Source organism: Rhodococcus sp. AZ1 (assembly GCF_054979605.1).
The window spans coordinates 1-16,070 of sequence record NZ_JBUEQF010000009.1; the positions used below are offsets into that span (position 1 = coordinate 1).

The following is a 16,070-nucleotide window of genomic DNA, read 5'->3' on the forward strand; positions in this document are numbered from 1 at the left end:
AGCACGATCGGATGGCCGTAGGTGCGGCCGTCGCCCTGCACGCCGACGCTCCGAACATCGGCGAGCAGCACCACCGGGCACTGCCAGATCTGGCCATCGAGCCCCGCGGCGGTGAGTTCCTCGCGGACGATGGCGTCGGCCTGACGCAGGGTGGCCAGGCGGTCCGGTGTCACCGCACCGACGATGCGGATGGCCAGCCCCGGCCCCGGGAAGGGTTGTCGCGCCACGATCTCCTCGGGCAGTCCCAACTGCCGCCCGACGGCCCGCACCTCGTCCTTGAACAGCAGCCGAAGCGGCTCGACCAGAGTGAACTGCAAATCCTCGGGCAACCCGCCCACATTGTGGTGACTCTTGATGTTGGCGGTACCCGAACCCCCGCCCGACTCCACCACATCGGGATACAGCGTTCCCTGCACCAGGAACTCCACGGCATCGCCGTGCGCGGAGTTCTCGCCCAGCAGGTCCGACACCGCGCCTTCGAACGACCGGATGAACTCGCGGCCGATGATCTTGCGCTTGGTCTCGGGGTCCGACACGCCGTCCAACTCACGCAGGAACGTCCCGACTGCGTCGACGGTGACCAGGCGCGCCCCGGTGGCGGCCACGAAGTCCTGCTGCACCTGCTCGCGCTCACCCTCACGCAGCAACCCGTGATCGACGAACACACACGTCAGCCGGTCGCCGATCGCGCGCTGGACCAGCGCCGCGGCCACCGCGGAGTCGACACCTCCCGACAACCCGCAGATGGCCTTACCGTCGCCGACCTGCACCCGAACCTGCTCGATCAGGGCGTCGGCGATGTTGGCCGCCGTCCAGGTGGGGTCGATCCCGGCTATCTCGCGCAGGAACCGGGTGAGCACCTGCTGACCGTGTGGCGAGTGCATCACCTCCGGGTGGTACTGCACACCGGCCAGACGTCGCGCCCGATTCTCGAACGCCGCGACGGGTGCGCCTGGACTCGAGGCGACCACCTCGAATCCGTCCGGGGCAGCGGTGACCGCGTCGCCGTGACTCATCCACACCGGCTGGCGGTGCGGCAGGCCGTTGTGCAGGGATCCACCGGAGACCTCGAGTTCGGTGCGGCCGTACTCCCGCGTGCCGGTGGCGGTGACCGTGCCGCCCAGTGCCCCGGCCATGGCCTGGAATCCGTAGCAGATGCCGAAGACCGGGACATCGAGGTCGAAGAGCGCCGGGTCGAGCTGCGGTGCACCCGCGTCGTACACGCTGGCAGGCCCGCCGGAGAGCACGATCGCCGCCGGGCGCTTGGCCGCGATGTCGGCCACCGACATCGTGTGCGGAACCACCTCCGAGTACACGCTGGCCTCACGCACCCGACGAGCGATCAACTGGGCGTACTGGGCACCGAAGTCGACGACGAGAACGGGCGCGGGATCGAGGGCAGGATCGGTCACGCCGCTGAGTCTAGAGAGCCCCTCACGCGACCGGTGACGACGACCGGATCTCCACGATCGGCAAGTGCAGGGCGCCGGGTGCACCGGCCGGCACGACCGGCCGAATCGGGGCGACCGGATCGAGTCGGCGGTACGGCTCGCCCTGCGCCGGGCGCAGGTCCGCCTCGCCCTTGTTCGGCCACAGGGCCGCGGCCCGCTCGGCCTGGGCGGTGATGGTGAGCGAGGGATTGACGCCGAGGTTGGCCGAGACGGCCGAGCCGTCGACGATGCTCAACGTGGGGTATCCGTGCACACGGTGGTACGGGTCCACCACTCCGCGCGACGGGTGGTCGGAGATCACGCACCCACCCAGGAAATGTGCCGTCATGGGGATGTCGAAGACCTCGCCCCACGTGCCGCCGGCAGTGCCACCGATCTTGTCCGCGATACGGCGGGTGGCCTCGTTGCCGACCGGGATCCACGTGGGGTTCGGTTCGCCGTGACCCTGCCGGGAGGTGACGCGGCGGCCGAAGAACCCGCGCTTGGTGTACGTGGTGATCGAGTTGTCGAGGTTCTGCATCACGAGCGCGATGATGGAGCGCTCGCTCCACTGCTTGACACTGAGCATCCGCACCAGCAGCAGCGGATGGCGCAGGGCGATACCGAGGAAACGCAACCACCGAGGTACCCGTCCGCCGCCGTCGACCATCAGCGTCTGCAGCAGAGCCATCGCATTGGACCCCTTGCCGTAGCGAACCGGCTCGATGTGGGTGTCCGGGGTGGGATGGAACGACGAGGTGATGGCGACTCCGCGCGTGAGGTCGAGCGTGGGGTCCACCTTGACCATGCCCGCGCCCACGATGGACTCGGAATTGGTGCGGGTGAGTTCGCCGATACGAGCGGACACCGCCGGCAGCCGCCCGGAATCACGCAGGTGATGCATCAGCTGCTGGGTGCCCCACGTGCCGGCGGCCAGCACCACGTGGTCGGCGGTGAAGGTTCTGCGGCCTTTACGAATCCACGAACCGGTGCGCTCGGTGAACACCTCCCACACCCCGTCGGCGCGCTGGCTGAGATCGGTGACGGTGGTCATCGGCACGATGTCGGCTCCGGCCCGCTCGGCCAACCCCAGGTAGTTCTTGAGCAGGGTGTTCTTGGCGCCGTGGCGACACCCGGTCATGCATTCCCCGCACTCGATGCACCCGGTGCGGTCGGGGCCGACACCACCGAAGTAGGGGTCCGGCACGGTCTTGCCCGGCTCGCCGAAGAACACGCCGACGGGCGTCATCACGAACGTCTCGCCGACGCCCATGTCCTCGGCGACGGACTTCATCACCGTGTCGGCGGGGCTCATGTGCGGGTTCTGCGTGACGCCGAGCATGCGGCGCGCCTGGTCGTAGAAGGGCGACAGCTCGTCGTGCCAGTCGGTGATGTGCGCCCACTGCGAGTCCTGGAAGAACGGCGCCGGCGGCTTGTAGAGGGTGTTGGCGTAGTTCAGCGATCCCCCACCGACACCCGCGCCGGCCAGGATCAGGCAGTCGCGAAGCAGATGAACGCGCTGAATGCCGTACAGGCCGAGCTTGGGCGCCCACAGGAACTTGCGCAGATGCCACGAGTTGGGGGCCATGTCCGCGTCCTCGAAGCGTTGGCCCGCCTCGAGGACACCGACCCGATAACCCTTCTCCACCAGGCGCAATGCGGTGGTCGAGCCACCGAAACCGGACCCGATGACCAGGACGTCGTAGTCGCTCATGGGAGCAGATCGTAGCCGCTAGCCCCGAACGTTGAGGCCAACCTTCTGGAACTCCTTGAGGTCGGAGTAACCCGACTTCGCCATCGACCGTCGCAGGCCACCGACCAGGTCCAACGAGCCGAACGGATCGTCGGAGGGGCCACTGAGCACACGCTCGAGCGACGGCCGATCCCCGAACGCGACGGGCAGGAACGCCCCCCGCGGCATCGACGGGTGCGCCGCGGCCGACGGCCAGTACCACCCGCGACCGGGAGCCTGCGCCGCGATCGCCAGGGGCGGCCCGAGGACGGCGGCGTCGGCGCCGCACGCGATGGCCTTGGCCAGCTGACCCGAGCTGGTGATGTCGCCGTCGGCGATCACGTGGACGTAGCGCCCACCGGTCTCGTCGAGGTAGTCGCGGCGGGCCGCAGCGGCGTCCGCGATGGCGGTGGCCATGGGCACCCCGATACCGAGAACCTCGTTGGTGGTGGTGGCGCCCTCGGCGGAGCCGTACCCGACGATCACACCGGCCGCGCCGGTGCGCATCAGGTGCAGTGCGGTGCGATGATCGCTCACCCCACCCGCCACGACGGGCACGTCCAGCTCCGCGATGAACGTCTTGAGGTTCAGCGGCTCATCCGAACCGCGGCCGACGTGCTCGGCCGAGATGATCGTTCCCTGAACCACCAGCAGATCGACGCCCGCGGCCACCAGTGCGGGGGTCAGGGCCCGCGCATTCTGCGGGCTGACCCGAACCGCCACCGTGACCCCGGCATCGCGCACCTGCGCGACCGCCGCGGCCAGCAGGTCCGGCACGATGGGAGCCGCGTGCAGCTTCTGCAGCAGAGCCACCGGGGCGTCCGCGTCCACCTCGGACTCGGCGAGTGCAACCAACTCGTCGATCTTCGCCTCGACGTTCGCGTGCCGACTCCACAGCCCTTCACCGTTGATGACGCCCAGTCCGCCCCGCCGACCCAGCTCGATCGCGAACTCCGGCGAGACCAGGGCGTCGGTGGGGTGCGCGAGGATCGGCACGTCGAACCGGTACGCGTCGAGCTGCCAGGCGGTCGACACCTCCGTCGACGAGCGCGTACGCCGCGAGGGGACGATGTCGACATCGTCGAGTTCGTAGGTGCGTCGGGCCGTACGGCCCATACCGATTTCCACCAGGTCGCGCACGCGCGTCCTCTCTCCTGCAGGGTCTGTGGGGGACTCAGCGAGCCGTGTAGTTGGGAGCCTCGACGGTCATGGTGACGTCGTGCGGGTGCGACTCCTTGAGCCCCGCCGCCGTGATCTGGACGAACTGCGCCTTCTGGAGCTTCTCGACGCTGTCCGCGCCCGTGTAGCCCATCGCGGCCCGCAAACCACCGGTGAGCTGGTGGATCACCTGTGTCAGCGGTCCTCGGAACGGGACCCGGCCCTCGATACCCTCCGGAACCAGCTTGTCCTCGGCCAGAACGTCGTCCTGGAAGTACCGGTCCTTGGAGAACGAACGCGCGCCGCCGCGTCCCTGCATGGCACCGAGCGAACCCATGCCGCGATAGCTCTTGAACTGCTTGCCGCCCACCAGGATCAACTCACCCGGCGATTCGGCGGTACCGGCCAGCAGGGAGCCCAGCATGGCCGTCGACGCCCCGGCCGCCAGAGCCTTGGCGATGTCGCCGGAGAACTGCAGGCCACCGTCGGCGATCACCGGAACCCCGGCCGGCGCGCACGCGGCGACGGCCTCGAGGATCGCCGTGATCTGCGGGGCACCGACACCGGCGACCACACGCGTGGTGCAGATCGATCCGGGCCCCACCCCGACCTTGACGGCGTCGGCTCCGGCCTCCACGAGCGCTGCGGCTCCGGCCCGAGTGGCAACGTTGCCGCCGACCACCTGTACGCGTGCGCCGACCTCGGCCTTGAGTTTGCTGACCATCTCGAGCACCTGCGTGTTGTGTCCGTGTGCGGTGTCGACCACCAACACGTCGACACCGGCGTCGGTCAGCGACATCGCCCGCGCCCACGAGTCCTCCCCCACGCCCACCGCCGCTCCGACGAGCAGTCGCCCGTCACGGTCCTTGGTGGCGAGGGGGTGCTGCTCGGTCTTGACGAAGTCCTTGACGGTGATCAGTCCGGTCAGGTTTCCGTCGCCGTCGACGATGGGCAGCTTCTCGATCTTGTGACGACGCAGCAGGCCCAGCGCCGCGTCGGCCGTGACGCCCTCGCGTGCGGTCACCAGGGGCGCCTTGGTCATCACCTCGGCGACGGTGCGGGACTGATCCACCTCGAACCGCATGTCCCGGTTGGTGATGATGCCCACCAGTGCACCGGAGGTGTCCGTCACCGGCAGGCCGGAGATGCGGAACTTCGCGCACAGGGCGTCCACCTCGGCGAGGGTGTCCCCGGGTGAGCAGGTGACCGGATCGGTGACCATGCCCGCCTCGGAGCGCTTGACCATTTCCACCTGGGCGGCCTGATCGGCAGCGGAGAGATTGCGATGCAGTACGCCCATCCCACCCGCTCGCGCCATGGCGATGGCCATGCGCGCCTCGGTGACGGTGTCCATGGCGGAGCTGACCAGCGGGACGCGCAGGCGAATCTCGCGCGTGAGCTGGCTGGACGTGTCGACCGTGCTGGGAATGACATCGGATGCTGCCGGTACGAGGAGGACGTCGTCGAAGGTGAGGCCGAGCATGGCAACCTTGTCGGGGTCGTCCCCGCCGGTGCGAACCTGTGTCATCGGCCCATCGTATCGGTAGCGCACAGCACACCCGGCTGCGTACGGTGGTGGGCGTGCGAGACAACCTGCCCCCGGGTCTGCCGCCGGACCCGTTCGCCGGCGATCCCACCGATCCCTCGGCTGCCCTCGATGCGCTCGAGTCGGGTCAGCCACTGGACCAGGCGGAGCGGTTGGCCGTCGAGGAGGATCTCGCGGACCTCGCCGTCTACGAAGCCCTTCTCGCCCACCGGGGTGTCCGCGGCCTCGTCGTGTGCTGCGAGGACTGCCATCAGGACCACTACCACGACTGGGACATGTTGCGCGCCAACCTTCTCCAGTTGCTCTTCGACGGGACGGTGCGACCGCACGAGCCCGCGTACGACCCGGTTCCCGACTCCTACGTCACCTGGGACTACTGCCGTGGCTACGCCGACGCGTCGATGAACGACGCCATGCACGGCGACACCTACGAATCCTGATCGCCCCCTCGGCGTCAGGTTTCGCCGAAGCTGCGGAGCCGTTGTCGATCTGCAGCCGACGAGCGCGGTCAGCTGGTGGGTGAGGTGCTCGGCTTGCCGAAGAGCGGCGGGATCGGTATGCCACCGACCTCCGTCGGCACCGTGAACGGCAGCGTGGGGACCGGGACCGGCGCGGTGAACGTGGGCAGACCGGACGGCAGGTCCGTCGGGAGCGACGGCAGCACCGCCGTGGTCTCACTGCTTCCGGGCGGAGTGGGGGTAGCGCTCGGTGTCGTGGTGGTGGTCCCGGTCGTGGTGGTGGTCGTCGCCGCCGTGGGGCTCGGTGTTGCACCCACCCCTGCGGTCAGCTCTGCCTGTAGACGGTTCCACCAGTCGAGCAGATCCTGCCGCTGACCGGCATCGTTGACCGCGCTCACCCGGGCGGCGGCATCGTCGAGGCGCTCACGTGCCTGCTCCGGGCTACCGGAGGTGATGAGCTGCTCGGCCTCCTGGAGGGCATCGGTGGTGTCGACTCGAGCAACGGTCGACTGCGCCTCCTGAGCGAAGACGACCTCTTTGACCTGCCAGAGCGGATCGCCGGGAACTGCGTTGTAGGACACCGCGGCCACGCCGCCGACCACGAAGGCCACGGCAGCGGCGGCTCCGAAGGCCGGCCGAAGGATGGAGGCGCGCGTGCGGCGCTTGTGAACGGGCTCGTCGGCTTCGGCGATCGCCGCGACGATGGCATCGAGGTCAGGGGCAGCCGGCATGGGAGCGTCGACGATCTCGGAGCGCCACTGGGTCAGCAGCGATGCCAGGGCGGCCTCGTCGGCAGAGGTCGGCCGGATCGATCCGCCGTGGATCAGGGTCTCCACGAACCGGTCGCTGCGCCTGACGGCGGACAGATCGATCGGGTCCTCCGAGCCGTCCGACTCGGTGTACCCGGTGTCCCTAGCCATAGTATTCACCTGCTCCCATAACTTCGGTCTTCAACTTCGCGATGGCTCTGTGCTGCGCCACGCGAACGGCACCGGGGGTGCTCCCCACTGCGGCGGCCGTCTCATCGGCCGACAATCCGACCACCAGACGGAGAACGAGGATTTCCCTCTGCTTCTCGGGCAGTGTGGCCAGCAGTTCGTTCATGCGGCGTCCGCCCTCCGACTCGAGTGCCCGTTGCTCGGGACCGTCCTCGGTGGACATGACATCTGGTACATCGGAGACCGGTTCGGATCTGTTACGGGAGGCCGCACGGTGTGCATCGGCGACCTTGTGCGATGCGATTCCGTAGACGAATGCCATGAACGGGCGGCCCTGGTCCTGATAGCGCGGCAGTGCCGTCATCACGGCGATGCACACTTCCTGGGCGACGTCGTCCGCGGAGAGCCCACCGCGCTCGGCGGACCCGACCCGTGCGCGGCAGTACCGGACGACGACGGGGCGGATGCTCTCGAGCACCTGCGAGAGAGCGACCCGGTCGCCGCTGGCTGCTGCGGCGACGGCCGAGTCGAGTCCTTCACCCGTGACAGTCATCTTCGGTCGGAAATCCCAGCGCTTCTCGTGGCAGGACTGCTGTGACAGCCGTGCTTCCAGTGTCCGATCACACCCGGTGGGTGCGATCGGACGCGGAACACAGTAAGGATAGCGACACCTCGATCATCACCGACCGCGCAGACGGGTTTTGCTGCTCAGCCGAGCGGACCACCGCGACCGGCGAGAACGAGCGCACGCGATCGGGCGTCCTCGGCCGCCCCGTCCACTCCGAGCGCAGCTCCGAGCATGTCCGCCGCCCACGCGAGCGGAATCCACCCATGGGCCAACGCTCGACGCCGCACGTCGGCCGCTGTGCTCGCCGCGCGCCGATGATCGCCGGTGGCCATGTACGCGGCCGCGAGAATCAGGTCCGACTTGGTGCGATGACGCTCGGACGGCGAGCGGAGGGCCGCCGCCACCGCGGCCTCGGCGTGCTGCATGGCGATGGTGGGCTGGCCGGCAGCGAGAGCCGTCTCGGCTCGAACCCACTGCAACCGAACGGGTGTCCGCCAGCCGACGGGTCGGCATCGATCGAGCAGGTCGCGTGAGATGTCGACGCGCAGCGCCCCCAGCGAGTCGGCCGCAAGACCGATCAGGGCGTCCGCCGTGGCCTCCTCGCCACCGTCGAGACCGTGCGCGAGCACCAACGCGCGGCCGTCGTGCGGGGCGGCCGACGAGTGCAGGCCCCGTTGGCGCAACAGGGACGCCTCGGTGCTGGCGGCCAGCGATCGCACGATCGGATCGGGTGCGGTGCGCAACCTCCGCAGGATCACACGGGCTGCGGCGTGACGGCCCTGCGCACCGAGCTCGACCGCACCGTGCCACTGCTCGAGCGCCTCGGACCTCCCGGTCACGAACGCGTTCTCATGGAATTAACACGAATGTCTCGAGTACTTTTCGACGGTCGAGTGTTACGACACGGAAACATCGACGTGTCAGCGGAGTCAACGGCATCCTCCGTCTCCGAATGGTCACACATTTGCTTCTCGATCGCAGCGCGAGCGGAAGTGGTGGCGTAGCGCAGCAAGAATCGACGTCACCGCCACATGGTCGTCTGTACGGACGACATTGACAAGTGCTCGCGAGAACACGCAACGGGCCACAAGTACAGAGTTCGAATGTAAATTCTGTGCGCGCTCTGAGTGCAAAACCACACGTGGGAGGCATGTTGACGCGATTTCATCGGTCAACTTATGTTTGCGCTGCGTCACCGGAGCAGCGAATGCACGAACGCTCACCGGCCGCACCGACAGCCGTATTCGCACCCGAACCCGACGGTTACACCGCACGCCGACAGTTACACCGCATGACCACATCGTGGACCGAGCGACGAGGAGCCCGACATGCCCCAGCCGAATCACCTTCCGGGACCGAACGCCGACATCTGGGACTGGCAGATGCACGGCCTGTGCCGCGGCGTCGATTCGTCGATGTTCTTCCACCCCGATGGGGAGAGAGGGCGCGCACGTGCCCAGCGGGAGATGCGCGCGAAGGAGATGTGCCGGCGGTGCCCGGTCCTGGCCCAGTGCCGCGCGCATGCTCTGAAGGTGGCCGAGCCGTACGGGATCTGGGGTGGGATGTCGGAGACCGAGCGTGAACTCCATGCACGCCACAACCGGTCGCGTCTGGCGTCCTGAGGACCTTCCCGACAATTACCTACGACAGCGCAGGGCCCCACCGAGTTCTCCTCGGTGGGGCCCTGCGTCGTGCTACCGGTCGGCCGTGTTCAGTGCACCTGTCAGTGCACGCTGATCAGTGCGCGTGACCGTGCCCGCTGTCGGCGACGACCTCCTCGGGGCGATCGACGACGGTGCTCTCGGTGGTCAGGATCATCTTCGCCACGGACGCGGCGTTGACCACCGCGGACCGCGTCACCTTGACCGGGTCGATGACACCACCGGCGATCAGGTCACCGTAGGTCAGCGTCGCCGCGTCGAATCCCTGGCCGTCCGCGGAGGATTCGACGGTGGCCACGACAACCGAGCCGTCGACACCGGCGTTGGTGGCGATCCAGAACAGCGGCGCACGCAGCGCCGTCCGCAACGCTGCGACGCCGATGGCCTCGTCACCGGTGAGCCCGAGATCGTCCTCGAGTCCACGACCGGCCTGGACCAGGGCTGATCCGCCGCCCGCGACGATGCCCTCCTCGACGGCGGCCTTCGCGGCGTTGACAGCATCCTCCACGCGGAACTTGCGTTCCTTGAGATCGGTCTCGGTGGCCGCGCCGACACGGATCACCGCGACGCCGCCGGCGAGCTTCGCCAGCCTCTCCTCGAGCTTCTCGCGGTCCCAGTCGGAGTCCGTCGCCTCGATCTCGCGGCGCAGCTGGGCGACCCGGTCGGCGATGGCCGCCTCGGTGCCGGCTCCGTCGACGATGGTGGTCTCGTCCTTGGTGACCACCACACGGCGAGCATGACCGAGCAGGTCGAGGCCGGCCTCCTCGAGGGTGAGTCCGAGATCGGAGTTGATGACGGTCCCGCCGGTCACCACCGCCAGGTCCTCCAGGAACGCCTTGCGCCGGTCACCGAAGAACGGCGCCTTGACGGCGACGGCCTTGAGCGTCTTGCGAATGGAATTGACCACCAGGGTCGACAGTGCCTCCCCCTCGACGTCCTCGGCGATGATCACGACGGGCTTGCCCGATTCGGCGATCTTCTCGAGCAGCGGCAGCAGCGCGGGCAGGGAGCCGATCTTCTCCCGATACAGCAGTACGTGCGCGTCCTCGAGGACCGCCTGCTGGGTCTCGGGGTCGGTGACGAAGTACGGGGACAGATACCCCTTGTCGAACCGCACCCCCTCGGTGACGACCAGTTCGGACTCGGTCGAGGACGATTCCTCCACGGTGACCACGCCGTCCGCGCCGACGCGGGTGAGGGCCTCACCGACCATCTCGCCGATCTGCGGATCACGCGAGGACACGGTTGCGACCTGGGCGATGGCCGTCTTGCCGTCGACAGGTACCGCAGCGGCCAGCAGGTCTGCCACCACGCGCTCGGTGGCCTTGGTGATACCCACGCCGAGTGCGATCGGGTTGGCACCGGCGGCAACGTTCCTCAGTCCGGCGTGCACGAGAGCCTGCGCGAGCACGGTGGCCGTGGTGGTGCCGTCGCCGGCGACGTCGTTGGTCTTGGTGGCGACACTCTTGACCAACTGTGCGCCCAGGTTCTCGAAGGGATCCTCGAGGTCGATCTCGCGGGCGATGGACACGCCGTCGTTGGTCACGGTGGGGCCGCCGAACGCCTTCGCCAGTACCACGTGGCGCCCGCGCGGGCCCAGGGTCACCTTGACCGCGTCGGCAAGTTTGTCGACGCCGCGTTCGAGACTGCGCCGGGCGTCTTCGTTGAATTCGATCTGCTTGGACATGGGGTTTGGTTCTCCGTTCGTCGGCGACATGAACGCCGTCCGCCCCGGGTCCGAAGGGTGGACACCGGGGCGGAGGGCGAGAGAGTTACTTGGAGATCACTGCCAGCACGTCACGTGCGGACAGGATCAGGTACTCCGCACCGGCGTACTTGATCTCGGTGCCGCCGTACTTGCTGTAGATGACGGTGTCGCCTTCCTTGACATCGACCGGGATACGGTTGCCCTTCTCGGTCACGCGTCCTTCGCCGACGGCGACGACGGTGCCCTCCTGGGGCTTTTCCTTGGCCGTGTCGGGGATGACCAGGCCGGAGGCGGTCGTCGTCTCGGCCTCGTTGGCCTGGACGAGGATCTTGTCCTCGAGCGGCTTGATGTTCACGCTCGCCACGTTGAGCCCTCCACTTTCGCGATGCTGTGTCGTCGGGGCTGTTCCCCGCCGACCAATCGATGTTTGTGTAGCTGTTCTGATGGAACGGTTGCTGTCGTGAACGCCCCGTCGTCGCGGGTGCCGGAGCGGTACGGCAGACAACTAGCACTCTATACATGCGAGTGCCAGCACTCAAGGTTCCCCGAGTGCTGGCACGAAATGTTATCTGCGTCACATCACGTTGTGGGCGACACCGAATCGACCGACTCCATACAGGGAAGAATTCGCGGTCCGAATTTGATAACGTTCCAATAACGGACGTGGCGACGACACGGTGAGGAGGTGAGCGATGACCGCCGGACGTGACCTTCCCGGCACGGATGCCGACGTGGAGTCGGACATGGCAACCGCAGTCGGCGACGCTCCCGCCGTGGCGATCGGAACCGGGATCTCCGCGGGGTCGGACGTCGTCTGCACCGTCGTGGTGACCGAGGGGGATAACGGGATCCGGATCGCCGACCACCGCATGATCACCTTCGACGACGCACGATCGGACGTGGGCGACCTCGTGGCGTCCGCGATCGACATGGTGTCCGTCTCCCCCCGGATCGCCGACATCCGCCCGGACCGCATCGCCATCACCTACCGAACCGAGGAACAGCTCTCCTCGATCCGCGCTGCCACCCGCCGGTTGGGCGTGGCGCTCGTCCCCGAGATCTCGGGAGCGCTCGCGGGCCTGCGCCCAACGGGACTGATCGACGGCCACGACAGTGTGGCCCTGGTGGACGTCGGCGCCTCCGGCACCACCGTCACCGTCGTGGACGTCGCAGGCGGAGCCGTTCACACGAGTGAGCGCATCGACACCGTCGCCGGCTCGGTGTTCGACACTCGACTGCTCGACCTTCTCCGCTCGCACACCGACCTCGACGCGGCAGATCCCTCGCTCGTCCTCGCTCGTGTGCGCACACTCAAGGAGCAGCTCTCGACATCGACCTCAGCGGTTGCCGATCGGCTCGGTCCGGAGCCGATCGTGGTCCACCGTGAGAATTTCGTCGCGTCCATCGGCGGCGAGCTGACCGCCCTCACCGAGGCCGTCGCCGCCGTCGTCGAGGCGTCGGGTGTTCGGCCCGCGGCGACCGTGGTGATCGGCGGCGGCGCCAACATCCCCGCCGTCGTCGCCGCCGCCGGTGCGGGGGCCGACTCCACACCGGTCGTCCCGCCCGAGCCCGACACGGTGATCGCACGCGGCGCCGCGGAACTGGTGGCGGACGACGACCCGGTGGTGCACGCGAACCGCACCGGGCATCCGTCCGCGGCATCGGTAGGCCGGACCATCGGCATCCTCACCGGAGCGGCGGTGGGTGTCCTGATCGTCGCCGTCTACAGCGTTCACGCCCTCGTGCCCTCCTCGGAGAGCGCCGTCGACCCCGCCTCGGCGCCGTCGGTGACCTACACAGACGACATCGAGGTCGACGCTCCGTTCGGCAAGAACGGCGTCGATCCGTTCGGCACGAACAGCGTCGGTCCGGTGCCCGGCCTGTCGTCGACGGACCTGACCGACGGGCTGACGACGACACGGGCATCGGCCACCCCGAGTCTGTACCCGGGGCCCGGTCTACCTCGCATCGTGCTGTCCTCGCCGAGAACCACCGTCACTCCGGGGCCGCAGACGCCGAGCCCCACGGTCAGCACGCCGAACGCACTGGTGCGCCCGGACGCCCCGACCAGGACCACGACCACCACGGCCGCACCGACGACGACCACCACGGCACCGACGACCACGACCACGACCGAGCCGGCGACCACGACCACCGCGCCGCTGGCGGTGACCATCACGACCACCACAGCCCCCGGTCCTGCCGCCGTGACCAGCGACGCGACGTCCCTCAACGCCGGACCAGGCTGACCCCCACCGGAAGCCCGGGATCGGTCGGAACCGTCAGATCCGACGCCGCGGCGCCGCTCGCTGCAATGTGGGCCCCCAACGACGCGATCATGATGCCGTTGTCGGTGCAGAGCCGCGGCGCCGGGACCCGCAGGGTCACACCGGCCTGCGCGCAGCGTTCGGCGGCCAGCGAGCGGATGCGGGAGTTGGCCGTGGCGCCACCTCCCAGGACGAGGGTGTCGACTCGGTGATCCTCGACCGCGCGCAGAGCCTTCATCGTCAACACGTCGGCCACCGCCTCCTGGAACGAGGCCGCCACGTCCTCGATCCTCAGCGCGTCCCCGGAGCGCTGCGCGGCCTCGACGTATCGCGCGACGGCGGTCTTGAGTCCGGAGAACGAGAAGTCGTACCGCGCATCGCGAGGGCCGGTCATCGCTCGCGGGAACGCGATCGCGTTCGGATCGCCGTCGCGCGCGAGGCGATCGAGCACCGGCCCGCCCGGGTACCCGAGACCGAGCAGCCGGGCGACCTTGTCGAACGCCTCCCCTGCCGCGTCGTCGACGGTGCTCCCGAGTTCGACGATCGGTCGCGCGAGATCCTCGACGTGCAACAGATGGGTGTGACCGCCGGAGACCAGCAGGGCCACGCACGCAGGCATCGGTCCGTGCTCGAGAGTGTCCACGGCGACGTGGCCACCGAGATGGTTCACCGCGTAGAGCGGCACACCCCACGCTGCGGAGTAGGCCTTGGCCGCGGCCACTCCGACCAGCAGAGCCCCCGCCAGGCCGGGGCCGATGGTCACCGCGACAGCGTCGGGCCTCTCGATACCCGCCGCGAGAAGAGCCCGACGCATCGTCGGGACGATGGCCTCGAGGTGCGCCCGCGACGCCACCTCGGGCACCACTCCGCCGTAGCGGGCATGCTCCTCGACGCTCGAGGCAACCTCGTCGGCGAGCGCAACCGGTCCACTCTCGGTCCACTGGACCACGCCCACACCGGTCTCGTCGCACGAGGACTCGATACCCAGAACGATCACCGCTGCCCCTTCCCACGCCGAACCATGGTGTACGCGTCGGCGCCGCTGGGTTGGTAGTAGCGCCGCCGAATGCCGACCACCTCGAAGCCCTCCCGGCGGTACAGCGCGATCGCCGGATCGTTGTCGGTCCGCACCTCCAGGAACACCGTGTCGCCGTGCTCGTCGGCCAGGGCGAGCAGGGCGGTCAGCAGTGCGGCGCCGATGCCGCTGCGCTGGGCGGAAGGATCGACGCCGATGGTGTGCACCTCCGACTCACCCGAGCGTCCGGGCCGTCCGAGCAGCGCGATTCCGGCGTACCCGATCACCGTTCCGTGCGGATCGCGTGCCACCAGATAGCGAGTGTGCGGGGAGGCGAGCTCGGCGCGAAACGCGTCCTCGCTCCACGGATCGTCCCCGGGGAACAGTGCCCGCTCGAGTTCGGCGCAGCGAGCAGCGTCAGCGACGGCCATCGCGTCGACGACGGTGGTCACCGCGCTCGGTCCGCGAGCGTGCGGGCGTCCGGTCGGCGCAGATACTGGGGCACGAGTGGTGCGGGTGCATCGCCGGCCAGCAGAGCAGGCGCGGCCACCGCAACGAGGGCCTGCGGCGTCGGCGATGCCACCGCCAGCACGGGCAGAGCGAACAGGGCCGCGTGGGCCGGTGACCCGGCGACGGCGTCGCACCCGTCCGCGGTCACCGAGTCGGGAGCGCCCACATCCGGGCCGGCGATCCGCACGCCGTCCCGGTAGCGAGCCCAGTAGACCTCGCGCCGGCGGGCGTCGGTGACCACGAGCAACTCGCCGCTGTGATCGGCGGCAGCAGCGATGGCGTCGAGCGAACCCACGCCGTGCACCGCGATACCCAGGGCATCGGCGAATGCTGCCGCCGTCGCCATGCCCACGCGAAGGCCCGTGAACGGACCCGGACCGGTACCGACCACGACGGCGTCGAGGTCCTGCGGCGAATGACCGGATTCGGCAAGACACTCGAGCACGTGCGGAGTGAGCACCTCGGCGTGCAGGCGCGCGTCGACGCTGGTGCGCACCGCCAGCGTTCGTCGATCGCCCGGTGCACGATCAAGGTGCACCACACCGGCGGTGACCGACGGCGTCGCGGTGTCGAGAGCGAGGATCAGCACGAACGTCGAATCTACCCCGCTAGTGACCGGCGGCCCCCACCCAGCGCCAGCGCGCGGTGCGCACGTCGGAGTCCGGCCGGCGACGCAGCTGCACCGACAGGTGGCGTTCGGTGAGAGCTTCGGCCAGTCCCTCACCCCATTCCACCACCACGACCGAATCAGCGAGGGCGGAGTCGAGGTCGAGGGCGTCGAGTTCGTCGAGCGGCGATACCCCCGACCCGAGTCCGAGACGGTAGGCGTCCACGTGCACCAACCCCGGGCCGTCCGCTACTGCAGAGCGGTGGGTGCGGGCGATGACGAAGGTCGGCGAACTCACCCGCCCCTGCACCCCGAGCCCACGCGCGAGGCCGCGGGTGAGGGCGGTCTTGCCGGCGCCGAGAGGACCGTCCAGCACCACCAGATCCCCGGCCGTGAGCTCGGCCGCCAGGGCTTCGCCCAGCGCTTCGGTGTCGTCCGCGGTGGGGAGCTCGACCTCGACGGTCACGGTGAG

Annotated in this window: 16 protein-coding genes; 3 read left to right on the top strand and 13 right to left on the bottom strand. The window is 68.9% G+C overall.

The window, feature by feature from the left end:
• From guaA to guaB, 4 genes are all read right to left on the bottom strand, one after another.
• Nucleotides 1-1,412 (bottom strand): glutamine-hydrolyzing GMP synthase (guaA, locus tag ACY48E_RS12275; RefSeq protein WP_462872482.1); only part of this gene is annotated, 1,412 nt, incomplete at its 3' end.
• A 22-nt stretch (nt 1,413-1,434) separates the two neighbouring features.
• Complete coding sequence (locus ACY48E_RS12280; RefSeq protein WP_462872483.1) at nt 1,435-3,144, bottom strand: FAD-dependent oxidoreductase; 1,710 nt, start codon at nt 3,142-3,144, stop codon at nt 1,435-1,437.
• Nucleotides 3,145-3,162: 18 nt separating this feature from the next.
• The gene (locus ACY48E_RS12285) at nt 3,163-4,302 is read right to left on the bottom strand and encodes a GuaB3 family IMP dehydrogenase-related protein (RefSeq protein WP_462872484.1); all 1,140 of its coding nucleotides are present in this window, start codon (nt 4,300-4,302) and stop codon (nt 3,163-3,165) included.
• Nucleotides 4,303-4,336: 34 nt separating this feature from the next.
• Nucleotides 4,337-5,848: an IMP dehydrogenase gene (gene guaB, locus ACY48E_RS12290; protein WP_462872485.1), complete on the bottom strand. Its 1,512-nt coding sequence runs from the start codon at nt 5,846-5,848 to the stop codon at nt 4,337-4,339.
• Between the two features lie 53 nt (nt 5,849-5,901).
• Between guaB and ACY48E_RS12295 the strand changes: the two genes are divergently transcribed.
• A complete protein-coding gene (locus tag ACY48E_RS12295) occupies nt 5,902-6,306 on the top strand; it encodes a DUF5319 domain-containing protein (RefSeq protein ID WP_462872486.1) in 405 nt (134 codons plus the stop codon).
• A 68-nt stretch (nt 6,307-6,374) separates the two neighbouring features.
• On the opposite strand, the gene ACY48E_RS12300 is transcribed toward ACY48E_RS12295, so the two are convergent.
• The 3 genes from ACY48E_RS12300 to ACY48E_RS12310 all read right to left on the bottom strand — a co-directional run bounded on the left by ACY48E_RS12300 (nt 6,375) and on the right by ACY48E_RS12310 (nt 8,669).
• Nucleotides 6,375-7,244, bottom strand: coding sequence for an anti-sigma-D factor RsdA (locus tag ACY48E_RS12300; protein ID WP_462872487.1), 870 nt, complete (start codon nt 7,242-7,244; stop codon nt 6,375-6,377).
• Nucleotides 7,237-7,815 carry a sigma-70 family RNA polymerase sigma factor gene (locus tag ACY48E_RS12305; RefSeq protein ID WP_462872488.1) on the bottom strand — a complete coding sequence of 193 codons (579 nt, stop codon included), beginning with the start codon at nt 7,813-7,815 and terminating at the stop codon, nt 7,237-7,239. Before ACY48E_RS12305 ends, ACY48E_RS12300 begins: the two co-directional genes overlap by 8 nt.
• A gap of 155 nt (nt 7,816-7,970) precedes the next feature.
• A complete protein-coding gene (locus ACY48E_RS12310; protein WP_462872489.1) occupies nt 7,971-8,669 on the bottom strand; it encodes a hypothetical protein in 699 nt (232 codons plus the stop codon).
• Between the two features lie 489 nt (nt 8,670-9,158).
• Between ACY48E_RS12310 and ACY48E_RS12315 the strand changes: the two genes are divergently transcribed.
• A complete protein-coding gene (locus ACY48E_RS12315; protein ID WP_462872490.1) occupies nt 9,159-9,452 on the top strand; it encodes a WhiB family transcriptional regulator in 294 nt (97 codons plus the stop codon).
• 115 nt (nt 9,453-9,567) lie between these two features.
• Here ACY48E_RS12315 and groL read toward each other — a convergent pair whose 3' ends face one another.
• Both groL and groES read right to left on the bottom strand, forming a co-directional pair.
• Nucleotides 9,568-11,178, bottom strand: a complete 1,611-nt coding sequence (gene groL / locus ACY48E_RS12320; protein ID WP_462872491.1) for a chaperonin GroEL — start codon at nt 11,176-11,178, stop codon at nt 9,568-9,570.
• An 85-nt stretch (nt 11,179-11,263) separates the two neighbouring features.
• Nucleotides 11,264-11,563, bottom strand: a complete 300-nt coding sequence (gene groES, locus ACY48E_RS12325) for a co-chaperone GroES (RefSeq protein WP_462872492.1) — start codon at nt 11,561-11,563, stop codon at nt 11,264-11,266.
• Between the two features lie 328 nt (nt 11,564-11,891).
• On the opposite strand from groES, the gene ACY48E_RS12330 reads away from it, so the two are divergent.
• On the top strand, nt 11,892-13,448 hold the full coding sequence (locus tag ACY48E_RS12330; RefSeq protein WP_462872493.1) for an Hsp70 family protein: 1,557 nt from the start codon (nt 11,892-11,894) through the stop codon (nt 13,446-13,448).
• Here the strand turns inward: ACY48E_RS12330 and tsaD are convergent.
• The 4 genes from tsaD to tsaE are packed head-to-tail and all read right to left on the bottom strand — an operon-like array spanning nt 13,429 to nt 16,064.
• Nucleotides 13,429-14,463: a tRNA (adenosine(37)-N6)-threonylcarbamoyltransferase complex transferase subunit TsaD gene (gene tsaD / locus ACY48E_RS12335; protein WP_462872494.1), complete on the bottom strand. Its 1,035-nt coding sequence runs from the start codon at nt 14,461-14,463 to the stop codon at nt 13,429-13,431. The two genes, ACY48E_RS12330 and tsaD, sit on opposite strands and share 20 nt — an antisense overlap.
• Nucleotides 14,460-14,912 carry a ribosomal protein S18-alanine N-acetyltransferase gene (gene rimI, locus ACY48E_RS12340; protein ID WP_462872634.1) on the bottom strand — a complete coding sequence of 151 codons (453 nt, stop codon included), beginning with the start codon at nt 14,910-14,912 and terminating at the stop codon, nt 14,460-14,462. Before rimI ends, tsaD begins: the two co-directional genes overlap by 4 nt.
• A gap of 17 nt (nt 14,913-14,929) precedes the next feature.
• Nucleotides 14,930-15,580, bottom strand: coding sequence for a tRNA (adenosine(37)-N6)-threonylcarbamoyltransferase complex dimerization subunit type 1 TsaB (gene tsaB / locus ACY48E_RS12345; protein ID WP_462872495.1), 651 nt, complete (start codon nt 15,578-15,580; stop codon nt 14,930-14,932).
• A gap of 19 nt (nt 15,581-15,599) precedes the next feature.
• Nucleotides 15,600-16,064: a tRNA (adenosine(37)-N6)-threonylcarbamoyltransferase complex ATPase subunit type 1 TsaE gene (gene tsaE, locus ACY48E_RS12350; protein WP_462872496.1), complete on the bottom strand. Its 465-nt coding sequence runs from the start codon at nt 16,062-16,064 to the stop codon at nt 15,600-15,602.
• Nucleotides 16,065-16,070: the final 6 nt, after the last annotated feature.

Bases quoted from the DNA above. Each gene is read 5' to 3' on its own strand.
- ACY48E_RS12280 (WP_462872483.1), bottom strand. From the start codon at position 3,144: ATGAGCGACTACGACGTCCTGGTCATCGGGTCCGGTTTCGGTGGCTCG.
- guaB (WP_462872485.1), bottom strand. From the start codon at position 5,848: ATGACACAGGTTCGCACCGGCGGGGACGACCCCGACAAGGTTGCCATG.
- ACY48E_RS12300 (WP_462872487.1), bottom strand. From the start codon at position 7,244: ATGGCTAGGGACACCGGGTACACCGAGTCGGACGGCTCGGAGGACCCG.
- ACY48E_RS12305 (WP_462872488.1), bottom strand. From the start codon at position 7,815: ATGACTGTCACGGGTGAAGGACTCGACTCGGCCGTCGCCGCAGCAGCC.
- ACY48E_RS12315 (WP_462872490.1), top strand. From the start codon at position 9,159: ATGCCCCAGCCGAATCACCTTCCGGGACCGAACGCCGACATCTGGGAC.
- groL (WP_462872491.1), bottom strand. From the start codon at position 11,178: ATGTCCAAGCAGATCGAATTCAACGAAGACGCCCGGCGCAGTCTCGAA.
- ACY48E_RS12330 (WP_462872493.1), top strand. From the start codon at position 11,892: ATGACCGCCGGACGTGACCTTCCCGGCACGGATGCCGACGTGGAGTCG.
- rimI (WP_462872634.1), bottom strand. From the start codon at position 14,912: ATGGCCGTCGCTGACGCTGCTCGCTGCGCCGAACTCGAGCGGGCACTG.